Annotated in this window: 11 protein-coding genes and 3 tRNA genes; 8 read left to right on the top strand and 6 right to left on the bottom strand. The window is 65.3% G+C overall.

Annotated features, from left to right (window positions below; all coding sequences use genetic code 11):
* Positions 1 to 6 precede the first annotated feature (6 nt).
* The 5 genes from HNR11_RS12380 to bcp form a co-directional block, all read right to left on the bottom strand.
* Positions 7 to 795, bottom strand: a complete 789-nt coding sequence (locus HNR11_RS12380) for an alpha/beta fold hydrolase (RefSeq protein ID WP_179442635.1) — start codon at positions 793 to 795, stop codon at positions 7 to 9.
* A 3-nt stretch (positions 796 to 798) separates the two neighbouring features.
* Positions 799 to 2,310 carry a malate:quinone oxidoreductase gene (locus tag HNR11_RS12375; protein WP_179442634.1) on the bottom strand — a complete coding sequence of 504 codons (1,512 nt, stop codon included), beginning with the start codon at positions 2,308 to 2,310 and terminating at the stop codon, positions 799 to 801.
* A 118-nt stretch (positions 2,311 to 2,428) separates the two neighbouring features.
* Positions 2,429 to 4,075 (bottom strand): ABC transporter substrate-binding protein, encoded by a 1,647-nt coding sequence (locus HNR11_RS12370; protein WP_179442633.1) that lies wholly within the window; start codon positions 4,073 to 4,075, stop codon positions 2,429 to 2,431.
* Between the two features lie 58 nt (positions 4,076 to 4,133).
* A tRNA-Leu gene (locus HNR11_RS12365) sits at positions 4,134 to 4,217 on the bottom strand.
* Positions 4,218 to 4,396: 179 nt separating this feature from the next.
* Positions 4,397 to 4,864 (bottom strand): thioredoxin-dependent thiol peroxidase, encoded by a 468-nt coding sequence (gene bcp / locus HNR11_RS12360; protein ID WP_179442632.1) that lies wholly within the window; start codon positions 4,862 to 4,864, stop codon positions 4,397 to 4,399.
* Between the two features lie 88 nt (positions 4,865 to 4,952).
* Here bcp and HNR11_RS12355 point away from each other — a divergent pair, with 88 nt between their 5' ends.
* A complete protein-coding gene (locus HNR11_RS12355; protein ID WP_179442631.1) occupies positions 4,953 to 5,471 on the top strand; it encodes a hypothetical protein in 519 nt (172 codons plus the stop codon).
* A gap of 105 nt (positions 5,472 to 5,576) precedes the next feature.
* On the opposite strand, the gene HNR11_RS12350 is transcribed toward HNR11_RS12355, so the two are convergent.
* Positions 5,577 to 5,649: transfer RNA gene (locus tag HNR11_RS12350), tRNA-Lys, on the bottom strand.
* 292 nt (positions 5,650 to 5,941) lie between these two features.
* Between HNR11_RS12350 and HNR11_RS12345 the strand changes: the two genes are divergently transcribed.
* The 7 genes from HNR11_RS12345 (at position 5,942) to HNR11_RS12315 (ending at position 12,876) form a co-directional block, all read left to right on the top strand.
* A tRNA-Pro gene (locus HNR11_RS12345) sits at positions 5,942 to 6,015 on the top strand.
* A 40-nt stretch (positions 6,016 to 6,055) separates the two neighbouring features.
* Complete coding sequence (gene tig / locus HNR11_RS12340; protein ID WP_179442630.1) at positions 6,056 to 7,456, top strand: trigger factor; 1,401 nt, start codon at positions 6,056 to 6,058, stop codon at positions 7,454 to 7,456.
* A 205-nt stretch (positions 7,457 to 7,661) separates the two neighbouring features.
* Positions 7,662 to 8,270 carry an ATP-dependent Clp protease proteolytic subunit gene (locus tag HNR11_RS12335; protein WP_058889456.1) on the top strand — a complete coding sequence of 203 codons (609 nt, stop codon included), beginning with the start codon at positions 7,662 to 7,664 and terminating at the stop codon, positions 8,268 to 8,270.
* Between the two features lie 66 nt (positions 8,271 to 8,336).
* Complete coding sequence (locus tag HNR11_RS12330; protein ID WP_179442629.1) at positions 8,337 to 9,005, top strand: ATP-dependent Clp protease proteolytic subunit; 669 nt, start codon at positions 8,337 to 8,339, stop codon at positions 9,003 to 9,005.
* Positions 9,006 to 9,129: 124 nt separating this feature from the next.
* On the top strand, positions 9,130 to 10,422 hold the full coding sequence (clpX, locus tag HNR11_RS12325) for an ATP-dependent Clp protease ATP-binding subunit ClpX (protein ID WP_179442628.1): 1,293 nt from the start codon (positions 9,130 to 9,132) through the stop codon (positions 10,420 to 10,422).
* Between the two features lie 136 nt (positions 10,423 to 10,558).
* A complete protein-coding gene (locus HNR11_RS12320) occupies positions 10,559 to 11,869 on the top strand; it encodes an extracellular solute-binding protein (protein ID WP_179442627.1) in 1,311 nt (436 codons plus the stop codon).
* Positions 11,866 to 12,876 (top strand): ABC transporter permease subunit, encoded by a 1,011-nt coding sequence (locus tag HNR11_RS12315; RefSeq protein ID WP_179442626.1) that lies wholly within the window; start codon positions 11,866 to 11,868, stop codon positions 12,874 to 12,876. Before HNR11_RS12320 ends, HNR11_RS12315 begins: the two co-directional genes overlap by 4 nt.
* The last annotated feature ends 2 nt before the right edge of the window (positions 12,877 to 12,878 follow it).

Raw genomic sequence — 12,878 nt, 5'->3', positions numbered from 1 at the left:
CCCGGTTCAGGCGTTCTGCAGGAAGCTGACTACTGCCTTCTTATAGTCCCTCGAGGTCACCGCGTTGATGTGATCGCGCTCGGGAATCTGCACGAACGCGGCGACGGCGCCCTGGGCGGTGACCAGCGGCACCAGGGAGGCCGCCTCAGCGGCGATCTCATCCTGCGATCCGGCCACCACCAGCGTGGGCACCGGCGGCACGGTCGCGGCGGGGTCATAGGAGTCCACCGAGAGGCTCAGCAGCAGCTCCACGGTATGGGGCACATTCGCGCCGGGCAGCGCGCCGGCCAGGGTCACCAGGTTCCGGGTCAGATCGTCGACCGGGCGCACGCCCTCCTGCACCCAGAGCCGAGCCTGCTTCGCCTTCAGTGCGCCCAGACGATCATCGGTAGGGGATCCTCCCATGATCAGATGCGTGACCATCTCGGGATGGGCCGCACTGAACTCCCAGGCCAGGCGGGACCCCAGGGAGTATCCGTGCACCGCGACCTGGTGGTGCCCCTGCTCCCGAAGGTGGGTGCCCAGATCCGCGAGGATGTCTGCGACCCGGACATCGACGGGATTGATGTCCTGGGACTCCCCATGACCGGGAAGGTCCACGGCGATGATGCTGCGTCCGGTGCGCGCCAGCGGATCCAGCCATCCGGTCTTCACCCAGTTGTAGAGCGTGCTGCTGGCGAAGCCGTGGATGAGCAGCACCGGCGCCCCGGTGGGCTCGGAGTGGGTCCAGGTGTGCAGCGTCAGTCCGGACGGGGTGCGGACAGATTCAGGGGCGGGGAACTCCAGGCGGGGCATGGATCAGGGCTGCAGCTGCAGAGTCTTGACGGTGTCCGCGGTGACCTCGGAGAGCAGCCCCGGGTTGTCATTGAGTGCCCGTCCGAAGGAAGGCACCATCTGTTCCAGCTTGGGGCGCCAGCGGTCCATCTGCGCCCCGAAGCAGCGCTCAAGCAGCGAGAACATGATCGACGGCGCCGTCGAAGCGCCGGGGGAGGCACCGAGGAGTCCGGCGATGGAGCCGTCCTTGGCGGAGATCAGCTCGGTGCCGAACTGCAGCACGCCCTTGCCCTTCTCGTTCTTCTTCATCACCTGCACCCGCTGACCGGCGGTGATCATCTCCCAGGCGTCCGAGCCAGCACTGGGGAAGAAGGCGTGCAGCTCTTCGAACTTCGAGCTGGAGGATTTGGTGACCTCCTTGACCAGGTACGTCACCAGATCGGTGTTGTCCTTGCCCACCTGCAGCATCGGCTTCAGGTTGTGCGGACGGACCGAGAGCGGCAGGTCCATGAAGGAGCCGCTCTTGAGGAAGTTCGTGGAGAATCCGGCGTAGGGTCCGAACATCAGCGTGCGCCGACCTTCGACGAAACGGGTGTCCAGGTGCGGCACCGACATCGGGGGAGCGCCCACCGATGCCAGGCCATAGACCTTGGCGTGATGCTTCTCGGCGACCGTCGGGTCGGTGGTGCGCAGGAACTTGCCCGAGACCGGGAACCCGCCGAAGCCCTTGATCTCATCGATGCCCGCACCCTGCAGCAGGCTCAGCGCACCGCCTCCGGCACCGACGAAGACGAAGCGGGCACTGGCCACACTGCGATCTCCGGTGGCCTTGTCCTTGACCTTGATGTCCCAGCGGCCGTCCACGCCGCGCTTGACGGACTGGACCTCGTGTCCGTAGCGCAGATCCACACCGTTGCCGCCGAGGTGGGTGGCGAGCTGGCGGGTCAGTGAGCCGAAGTCGACGTCGGTGCCGGTGTCGAACTTGGAGGCGGCGATCCGCTGGGCGGGATCCCGGCCCTCGATCAGCAGCGGCGCCCATTCGGCGATCTCCGCGTGATCCTCGGTGTGCACGATGTCAGAGAAGAGCGGCTGGGCCTTCATCGCCTCGTAGCGATCCTTGAGGTACTGCGCGTTCTTATCGCCCCAGACGAAGCTGATGTGCGGCAGTCCGTTGATGAAGGTGCGCGGCGAGCCGATCGTCCCGGACTTGACCCAGTGCGAGTACAGCTGCTTGGACACGGTGAACTGCTCGTTGATGCCCTGGGCCTTCGCGGTGGAGACCTTGCCGTCGGCCCCGCGCGGGGTGTAGTTGAGCTCGCAGAGCGCCGCGTGGCCGGTGCCGGCGTTGTTCCAGGGATCGGAGGACTCCTGGCCTGCCTGGTCCAGCGCCTCGAACAGCCCGATGGACCAGTTCGGCTCCAGCTCCTTGAGCAGGGCGCCGAGCGTGGTGGACATGATTCCGGCGCCGATGAGCACGACGTCGAACTTCTGTCCTTCGCTGGACTGCTGAGCGCTTGTCGACGATGACTTGGCCACAGAATTCTCCTTGAGTGTTCCCCCTGATGAGACCCGGGGGTGGTACGTGTTGTCCGTCAATCGACTCTACCTGCGCCCGCGCGGGCCCGGGAAATCCTCCGCCGGGCGGTCGCGGTGGCTATTCCGCCGGAACGATGTCCTTGAAGAGCTCGTGCAGCACCGGCGACATCGGATAATCGGCGACGCCGCGGCCCAGCGCCACACCGGAGATCGGATGCACCAGCGGAAGCGCCGGAAGATCCTCGGCGACGAGATCGGCGATCGCCCGGTATAAGTCATTGCGTGACTGCTCTTCGGTCTCGCTGCGCGCACTGCGGATCAGCTCGCGCACCTCGGGGGAGTCGTAGTTGAACTCAGGGGTCTGATGCGAGAACAGCGGGCCGAAGAAGGAGTGCGGGGACCGGTACCCGCCGTTGCGTCCCAGCAGGTGCATCGCCCGCTGATCATCGTCGAGCAGGGCATCGACATACCCGTTGTCCCAGGACACCGGGCGCGGAGTGATGTTGAAGCCGACCGCCGTCAGATCCCGCGCGATCGAGGCGAACACCGCCTCGGGTCGGGGGAAGTAGCTGCGCGTGGCGTTCATCGGGTAGTAGAAGGGCAGCGGCTCGCCGTCGTAGCCGGCGTCGGTCAGCAGCTCCTGCGCCTCCTCGACGTTGTAGTTATAGCGCTGCGCCTGCTCCGAGTGCACACCCAGGGCTGCGGGGGTGAACTGGTAGGCGGGTCGACTGCCTTCGAGGAAGAAGGACTCCACCAAGCTGGTGAGGTTCACAGCGCGCGCCGCGGCCTCCCGCACCTCGGGATCTCCCATGACGGGGTGGTCCAGGTTGAACCCGAGGTAGAGCACGGAGAATGGGTCGCGCTGCAGGATCAGCCGTCCGGACTGGACCAGGGAGCGCAGATTCTCGGCGGTGATGTAGTCATAGACGTCGATGCCTCCGCGCTGCAGCTCGCGGAGCCGGTCGAAGGAACGCGGCAGGGTGCGCACCACTGCCCGTTCAGCAGCGGGTCTGCCGTCCCAATAGTCCTCGAACGCCTCGAGCACCACCTCGTCGGCCCTCACGCTGCTCAGCCGGTACGCCCCGGTGCCGCGGGGTTCTCGGGCCAGCAGATCCGGCTCGCTCTCCGAGAGCACCTCGGCGGAGGCGATCCCGAAGGCTGGCATGGCCAGGGCCTCGGGGAGGAAGACCAGCGGCTCCGAGAGGGTCAACCGCACAGTGGTGGAGTCAGGGGCTTCCGCGGATTCCAACAGGCAGTCGGGGTCGTCGAAGAATCCGCCGAAGAGCGACTCGAAGGCCAGCGTGGTGCGGGCCGGAGCGTCGGATCCCAGAATCTCGTTCATGCGACCCCAGCGCTGGAAGTTCGCCACCACCACCTCGGCGGTCAAGGCGCTGCCGTCATGGAAGAGGACGTCCTCGCGCAGGGTGAAGGTGTAACGCAGTCCGTCGCGGCTGGTCTCCCAATCGGTGGCCAGCAGCGGCACGGTGGCGCCGGTCTCGCGATCGACCCCGACCAGCGTCTCGAACACCTGTCGGCAGACCCGCTCGGTCTCGGTGTCCACCGCGAGTGCCGGGTCCATCGAGACCACAGAGGACACGGCGGAGAGCACGACGCCGCCCGGGAGCTCGTCCTCGGCAGGTCCCGTGGCGCTGAGCTGGGCAGCCGCCCCCGAGGCGGGCTCAGAGGCTGGCCAGTCCAGGGCGCCGGCGGCGCCGGCCAGCCCGAGGGCGCCGAGGAAGCGACGGCGCTGCATGGGTGAGCGCATCTCGGGTCCTTTCGATCGGGGCAGGACCGGCGGGAGCTCCGCGACTGGTCTGGCTTCGTGGTGCGGGCGGGGGGACTTGAACCCCCACGTCTAAGACACTGGAACCTAAATCCAGCGCGTCTACCAATTCCGCCACGCCCGCAGTCATCGCCGGAGGTGCCTCCACCTGCTCGGCGACGCCTCAGTCTACAGGAGCGCCTGCTCGCGGGACCGGGTCCGCGCGGCACGTCGCAGAGGGTGCTCCGCAGCCCCCGGGCCGAGGCTCCCAGCCCCTGGGCCGACGCTTCCGGCCCCGGGGGTGACGCAGAGCTCAGGACGGGCTCAAGCGTTGAGCTTCTCGCGGAGCCGGGCGACGTGACCGGTGGCCTTGACGTTGTACTGGGCCAGTGCGACCTTGCCGTCCTCGTCGAGCACGATCGTGGAGCGGATCAGGCCTTCGACCACGCGGCCGTAGTTCTTCTTCTCGCCCCACGCGCCGTAGGACTCCGCGACCGAGTGGTCCTCGTCAGAGAGCAGCGGGAAGCTCAGCGACTGGTCCTGCGTGAACGTCTCCAGGGCCGAGACCGGGTCAGGAGAGATCCCCAGGACCGAGTAGCCCGAGGCGGCCAGGGAGTCCAGCGAATCTCGGAAGTCGCATGCCTGGGTCGTGCAACCGGGGGTGGCCGCCTTCGGGTAGAAGTACAGGATGACCTTCTTTCCGCGCAGCTGCTCCAGGCTCACGGAGTCCCCTGCAGCGGCGGGGAGGGTGAAGTCCGGAGCCTGATCGCCGGTTTCGAGTCGGATGCTCATCGAAGTCCTTTCAAAGGGAGTGCTGATGCGCCGGAATCGGCCTATCCGTAGACTAGTTCAACCAAGCCCCCGCGAGAGTAGAGGCATCATGGTCATCGTCACCGAGCGCAGCCAGCCGGAACAGCACCTGGTCGACGCCCTGCGGGTCAGCTTCGACGCCTCGGTGATGAACTTCGGGTCCTACAACATCCTCTGCACGGTGGACCGGCTGGGGGTCCCGGCCAAGGAGGGCGCTGCACGGGCCTGGGGCGGCTCCCTGCTGCTGGTGGGCTACCGGCGTGAGCCGGTGGAGATCGTGCTGTGTCCTGTGGATCTCGACGAGGCTCTGGACCGGGTCCGGTTGCTGCGCCAGGGGATAGAACCAGGTCCTGCCGCAGGCGCCGTCCCCACCTTGGTCAACCTCACCAACCTTGCCGGCATGGCGTCGCAGGACAATGTCGTGGAGGTGACCCTCTCCACCGGTCGTCGGATGAAGCTCGACCTGCATGGGCAGGTGCGATTCGACCAGTTCCCTGAGATAGCGCTGCACCAGCGCCGCGACGTCGAGGACTTCTATGAGTTCATCGACTACTTCATGGATGTCGTGGAGCGGATGAACGCGGCCTAGGGCCGGGGCCCGTCAGGCTGCCGGGGCATGAAAAAGGCCGCCGGGCTGCGAGATGAACTCGTGCTCCGACGGCCTGTTCCTGATACAGCGCCTGTTCGTGAAAAGTGGGCCCCTCGGGACTCGAACCCGAAACCTGCAGATTAAGAGTCTGATGCTCTACCAATTGAGCTAGAGGCCCTTGAAGACAAGCGCTGTATTCACTTTCGCCGCACCGCATCTCTGCAGGGCAACGACATAGAACTCTAGCACCAGGTCGGCGGGCACGCCAATCCGCGGGCAGTGACCGTGGTCTCACCTCGCGAGCCCGCCAGTGCTCGGCGCGGCACGGGCGCTTCACCGGTTCATCGGGGGCCCGCAGCGGCAGGATTCGCCGCCCTGGGGGAGGACACGGTAGTGTAGACCGGTCCGCCTGAAGTCCTCATGCAGGGCTGCCATCTACCGGCAGTCACATCACAGGACGGGCAGTCGATCGGGGTGTAGCTCAGCTTGGTAGAGCGCGCGCTTTGGGAGCGTGAGGCCGCAGGTTCAAATCCTGTCACCCCGACAGCAGACGATTCACCAGTCATCGATCAGGAGCCCCACACGTGGTCAAGAGCACCGTAGAGAATCTGAATCCGACCCGCGTCAAGCTCACCGTTGAGGTGACTTCCGAGGAGCTGGAACCGAAGATCAAGGCGGCGTACAAGAGCATCGCCGAGCAGGTCCAGGTCCCAGGCTTCCGCAAGGGCAAGGTGCCGGCTCCGATCATCGACCAGCGCGTCGGTCGCGAGTACGTCATCCAGCAGGCCATCAACGATGGTCTCAACGACTTCTACCAGCAGGGCCTGGCCGAGGCTGACCTCGCGCCGCTCTCCCGTCCCGAGGTCGAGATCGAAGAGATCCCGGACGTGAAGACCAACGAAGGTGTGCTCAAGTTCACCGGCGAGCTGGACATCAAGCCCGTCATCGAGCTGCCCGAGTACTCCGGCCTCGAGGTCGAGGTCGAGTCCCGTTCGGCAGACGAGTCCGCAGTCCAGGAGCAGCTCGATGAGCTGCGCGGCCGCTTCGGCACCCTCAAGGACGTCGAGCGCCCGGCCGCGAAGGATGACTTCGTCACCATCGACCTGATCGCCACCGTCGGCGAGGAAGAGGTCGACACCGCATCGGGTCTGTCCTACCAGGTCGGCGCGGGAACCATGCTCGAGGGCATCGACGAGGCCCTCGAAGGCCTCTCCGCCGGAGAGGACGCCACGTTCGAGACCACCCTGGCCGGCGGCGAGCACTCGGGCGAGACCGCCTCGGTGAAGGTCACGCTGCAGGCCGTGAAGGAGCGCGAGCTCCCCGAGGCCGACGACGAGTTCGCCCAGCTGGCCTCGGAATTCGACACCATCGAGGAGCTGCGCGCCGATCTGCAGTCCAAGGCTGAGGAGAACCTCGTCGTGGAGCAGGGCATCGAGGCGCGCGACAAGGTCCTGGAGAAGCTCATGGAGCTCATCGAGGTTCCTGTGCCAGAGTCCGTGGTCGCCGAGCAGGTGGAGCAGCATTTCGCCTCCCAGGGACACACCCCCGGTGATGATCACGACACCGAGGAGCACCGCGAGGAGCTCTCCAAGCAGACCGCTGACGCATTCCGCAATGAGCTCGTCCTCGACGAGATCGCGCAGAAGGAAGAGATCGGCGTCGAGCAGAGCGAGGTCATCGAGTACATCGTCTCCACCGCCTCGCAGTACGGCATGGAGCCGAACCAGTTCGCCCAGATGCTCGATCAGGCCGGGCAGGTTCCGATGATCATGGGCGAGGTGCGCCGTCGCAAAGCACTGGCCAAGGTGCTCGAGCTCGCGGTGGTCAAGGACACTGAGGGCAACGTCGTGGACCTGACCGACTTCGTGACCCCCGCCGGTGACGAGTACGAGGCAGAGCCGGCAGCAGCGGAGAACGCTGAGGTCGAGGCCGGCGAGACCGAGACTGAGAAGTCCGAGGCCGCAGAGGACACCAAGCAGAGCTGATCCAGCTCCTGACTGCACAGCGGGGCCCCACCGTATCGGTGGGGCCCCGCTGTGCGTTGAGCCTTCTGCTCTTGAGTCGAAACCGTGTGCCAACAGCGAACAGTCCCGCACCAGGGGCTCTCACTGACCGGGTGAACCAGTAATGTTCTTGCCGAGGGCACTGCACGTGCCGACCCAGTTTGACCCACCAGTGGAGGATGAGTCCATGACCCAGAGCCTGCCGAGCATGTCCAGCGTGGATCCCGCGTCCCGGGACGACTACATCTACAACCGTCTGCTCAAAGAACGGATCATCTGGCTCGGTTCAGAGGTTCGTGATGACAACGCCAACGCCATCTGTTCCCAGCTGCTGCTTCTCTCCGCCGAGGACACCGAGAAGGACATCTACCTCTACATCAACTCCCCGGGCGGCTCCGTCACCGCGGGAATGGCGATCTACGACACCATGGAGTTCATCCCGAACGACATCGTCACCGTCGCCACCGGCCTGGCCGCCTCGATGGGGCAGTTCCTGCTGTCCTCGGGCACGCCCGGCAAGCGCTTCGCCACTCCGCATGCACGCATCCTGATGCACCAGCCTTCCGGCGGCATCGGCGGCACCGAGTCCGACGTTCGGATCCAGGCGCAGCTGATCCAGCACATGAAGCAGGTGATGGCGGAGCTCACCGCCGAACAGACCGGTCAGAGCCTCGAGACGATCCTGCGGGACAACGCGCGTGACAAGTGGTTCACCGCAGAGGACGGCCTGGAGTACGGCTTCTTCGACAAGATCGCCCAGCGGTCTTCCACCGTCTCCGGCGGCGGGGGAGTCTGATCCCTTGACGGGAGCAGACCAGCCTCAGCCCACGATTCGCACCAGGACCACAGGAGCACATCTGATATGAACCCCCTTGATCATTCGGCCCCCGGCCTTCCCTCGGCTCAGCCCAGCCGCCCCGGCATGCCGGACTCGCGCTATATCCTGCCCTCCTTCGAGGAGCGGACGCCCTACGGCTTCAAGCGTCAGGACCCCTACGCGAAGCTCTTCGAAGACCGCATCGTGTTCCTGGGCAGCCAGGTCGACGACGCCTCGGCCGATGACATCATGGCGCAACTGCTCGTGCTGGAGTCGATGGACTCCGAGCGCGACATCACGCTCTACATCAACTCCCCGGGCGGCTCGTTCACGGCCATGACCGCCATCTACGACACGATGCAGTTCGTCCGGCCGCACATCCAGACGGTCTGCCTGGGACAGGCAGCCTCCGCCGCGGCGGTGCTGCTGGCCGCAGGCACCCCGGGCAAGCGCCTGGCCCTGCCCAACGCACGCGTGCTGATCCACCAGCCCGCCGTCGGGGGCACTCGCGGCACCGCCACCGACCTGCAGATCCAGGCCGACGAGGTCCGCCGGATCCGCACCTGGATGGAAGAGGTGCTCGGGGACCTCACGAAGAAGTCCGCGGATGAGATCGCCGAGGACATCGATCGTGACAAGTTCCTCTCCGCAGCGGCCGCAAAGGACTACGGCCTCGTGGATGAGGTCCTGGCCTCGCGCAAGCTTCCGCTCTGAGGCCTTCACGCTGAATCACGACACCCGTTCGGGGACGTTCCATAGGAACGTCCCCGAACGTGTCAGTGCCCTGAAGTACGCTATATCTTGAATGCACATCAGTTCTTAAGGGGATCCCACGTCCATGGCACGCATCGGTGAGAGCGCAGATCTGCTCAAGTGCTCGTTCTGCGGCAAGAGCCAGAAGCAGGTCCGGTACAAGCTGATCGCCGGGCCCGGCGTCTACATCTGCGACGAATGCATCGAGCTCTGCAATGAGATCATCGAGGAGTACCTCAACGAGGTCCAGGAGCCCGATGACTTCGAGCTGCCGAAGCCCCGCGAGATCTACGCGTTCCTCGACGAGTATGTGGTCGGTCAGGACAGGGCCAAGCGCACTCTCTCGGTGGCCGTGCACAACCACTACAAGCGCATCCAGGCCACAGGCTCGGCGACCAAGACCACCTCCCTGGAGAAGGGCCCCCTGGACGACGTCGAGATCGGCAAGTCCAACATCATGATGGTGGGCCCGACCGGCTCCGGGAAGACCTACCTGGCCCAGTCGCTGGCCCGGAAGCTGCAGGTGCCCTTCATCGTCGCCGACGCCACCAGCCTCACCGAGGCCGGCTATGTCGGTGAGGATGTGGAGAACATCCTGCTGAAGCTGATCCAGGCCGCGGATGGGGACGTCAAGAAGGCCGAGCAGGGGATCATCTACATCGACGAGATCGACAAGATCTCCCGGAAGTCCGAGAATCCCTCGATCACCCGGGACGTCTCCGGTGAGGGGGTCCAGCAGGCGCTGCTGAAGATCCTGGAAGGCACCGTGGCCTCGGTGGCTCCGCAGGGCGGGCGCAAACACCCGCAGCAGGAGTTCATCCAGATCGACACCTCGAACATCCTGTTCATCGTCGCCGGTGCCTTCGCCGGCCTCGAGGAGCTCATCGAGTCCCGCGCTGGACGCAAGGGGATCGGCTTCGGCGCACCGCTGTCCACGATCACCAAGAGCGAGGCCAGCTATGCCGACGTGGAACCCGAGGACCTGCATAAGTTTGGGCTGATCCCGGAACTGATCGGGCGGCTCCCGGTGATCGCCACCGTGGAGCAGCTGGACGCAGCAGCCCTCACCGACATCCTCACCAAGCCGCGCAACGCGCTGGTCAAGCAGTATCAGAAGATCTTCTCCATCGACGGGATCGAGCTTGAGTTCACCCCGGAGGCCCTTGGCGCCGTGGTGGAGCAGGCCGAGCTGCGCGGCACCGGTGCCCGCGGCCTGCGCTCGATCCTGGAGAACGTGCTGGGACCTGTGATGTTTGAGCTTCCCTCGCGGGATGACATCGCCTCGGTGACCATCACCGGGGAGGTCGTCCGTGAGGGTGCCGAGGCCGAGCTGGTCACCCTCTCCGATGCCAAGAAGTTCCGCAAGAAGTCTGCCTGACCTGCCTCTTCCCTCTCTTCTCAGAGCCTGTCTATTTGCTGTACAGGAGCTGAGGTGTAGGCTCGATCACACGTAGTGGCCTAGGCCACATCAAGTGACCGGGCCACTGCGCCGGGTGACGAGAGGTGGAAGATTCATGGGCGAATCGCAGGGCTCCCCGCGCAGGGGACGGAAGGTTCGGGCAGCCGGCACCGCACTCGCGGCGGCCCTCCTGCTGAGCGGCTGCTCCGACAGTGGGGACGTACCTGTCCTCACCTGGTACATCAACCCCGACGACGGCGGCCAGGCCACCCTCGCGCAGCTCTGCACCGAGGAGGCCGAGGGTGCCTACGAAATCCGCACCTCGCTGCTGCCGGCCGACGCACCCTCCCAGCGCGAACAGCTGGCCCGCCGTCTCGCGGCCAACGACTCTTCGCTGGACATCATGTCGCTGGACCCGCCGTTCATCCCCGAACTGGCAGAGCCCGGGTTCCTCGCACCGGTCCCGGAGGATGTCGCCGAGCGCACCACCGAAGACACCCTGGAGGGTGCCCTCGCCGGGGCGATGTGGAACGACGAACTCGTCACCGTTCCGTTCTGGGCCAACACCCAGCTGCTCTGGTACCGCGAATCCGTGGTCGAAGAAGCCGGACTCGATATGGACGAACCGGTCACCTGGGACCAGGTGATCGAGACCGCGATGGAGCAGGAGAAGCTGCTCGGCGTCCAAGGGACCCGCGCCGAATCCATGACCGTGTGGGTCAACGCCTTGGTGGAGTCCCAGGGCGAGTCGATCCTGGCCAACCCCGAGGCTCCCGCAGTGGATCTTCAGACCAACCTGGACACCGAGGTCGGGAGCCGTGCGGCAGAGGTGATCTCCCTGATCGGCAGCGAAGGCCTGGCCGGCCCCGGTGTGGCCTCCATGGATGAGAACCAGTCGATGCTGCTCTTCCAGGGGGATTCCGGATCCTTCATGGTCAACTGGCCCTTCGTCTGGGCCGCGACCAACGCCGCCGCCGAGGAAGGCGTGGTGGACGAGGGGCTCGTCGACGACATCGGCTGGGCACAGTATCCAAGGGTGGTCGAGGACACCGCCTCAGCTCCTCCGCTGGGCGGCATCAACCTCGGCGTGGGCGCGGACTCGGAGAATCAGGAGCTCGCTTTCGAGGCCATCGAGTGCATCGTGGCTCCAGAGAACCAGACCGAATACTTCATCACCAACGGCAACCCGCCATCCTCTGAGGCAGCGTATGAAGACCCTGCCCTCGAGGACGATTTCCCGATGGCCGACGCCATCCGGGAGGCGCTGGAGAACGCGGCACCCAGGCCGCAGACCCCCTTCTACAACGAGATCTCCACCGCTATCCAGCAGGAATTCACCCCCATCTCCGGGGTCAGCGCAGAACAGACTCCCGCCCAGACCGATGCATTCATCGTTGAAGTCCTCCGAGGGGAGCGTCTCCTGTGACAACCGCACCTGAAACCTCGCGGCGGCAGAGGCGCGAAGCCGCCGCATCGTCCAACGGCAAGGCCGCCGATCGCAAGAACGGCGCCGGCGCCAAGCGGACCAACCGGGCGAAGTCCGAGGCACGTCTGGGCTGGCTCATCGCCGGACCGGCATTCTTCATCATGCTCGCGGTCACCGCATATCCGATCGCCCAGGCGATCTACGACTCGATGTTCTCCTTCCGACTGACATCGCCGGATGACCGATCCTTCGTCTTTCTGCAGAACTACATGACGATCCTCTCTGACACGGAGGTCTTCTGGTCTGCACTGGGAGTCACGGTCCTGGTCACTGTGGTCACCGTGGCGGTGGAGCTGGTGCTCGGCTTCGCTCTGGCGCTGGTCATGCACAAGGCGCTGAAGCGGATCCGCGGACCGCTGCGCACCGCAATCCTCGTGCCCTACGGCATCATCACCGTGGTCTCAGCCTTCGCCTGGTACTACATGTTCGACATCAACTCAGGCTTCGTGAACAACTGGTTCGGCTGGGTCCCAGGCATCGACAGCGACCTCGACTGGTTCGCCAACTTCGGCACTGCCATCACCGTGATCATGGCCTCGGAGATCTGGAAGACCACCCCGTTCATCGCGCTGCTGCTGCTGGCCGGACTCGCGCAGGTTCCCGATGAGCTGGTCGAAGCCGCCAAGGTCGACGGTGCCAGCTGGCGACAGCAGATGACCCGGGTGATTCTTCCGAACATGAAGGCCGCCATCATGGTCGCGGTGCTCTTCCGCGCACTGGACGCATTCCGAATATTCGACAACGTCTTCATCATGACCAATGGTGCCGCCAACACGGAGGTGCTCTCTCTGTTGGCCTATCGGACCTCCATCGGGCGGCTCGAGATCGGACTGGGCTCCGCCGTCTCGGTGATCCTCTTCGTCTGTGTCCTGCTGATCTGCTTCATCGCGATCAAGTTCTTCAAGGTCGATCTCGCCAGCGGCACCGATGCAAAGGGAGGTAAGTAGAG

The organism is Nesterenkonia sandarakina (assembly GCF_013410215.1).
In the GTDB taxonomy this organism is placed as follows: domain Bacteria; phylum Actinomycetota; class Actinomycetes; order Actinomycetales; family Micrococcaceae; genus Nesterenkonia; species Nesterenkonia sandarakina.
Note: the sequence above shows the minus strand (reverse complement) of the source record. Positions and strands in the feature narration are given on the sequence as shown.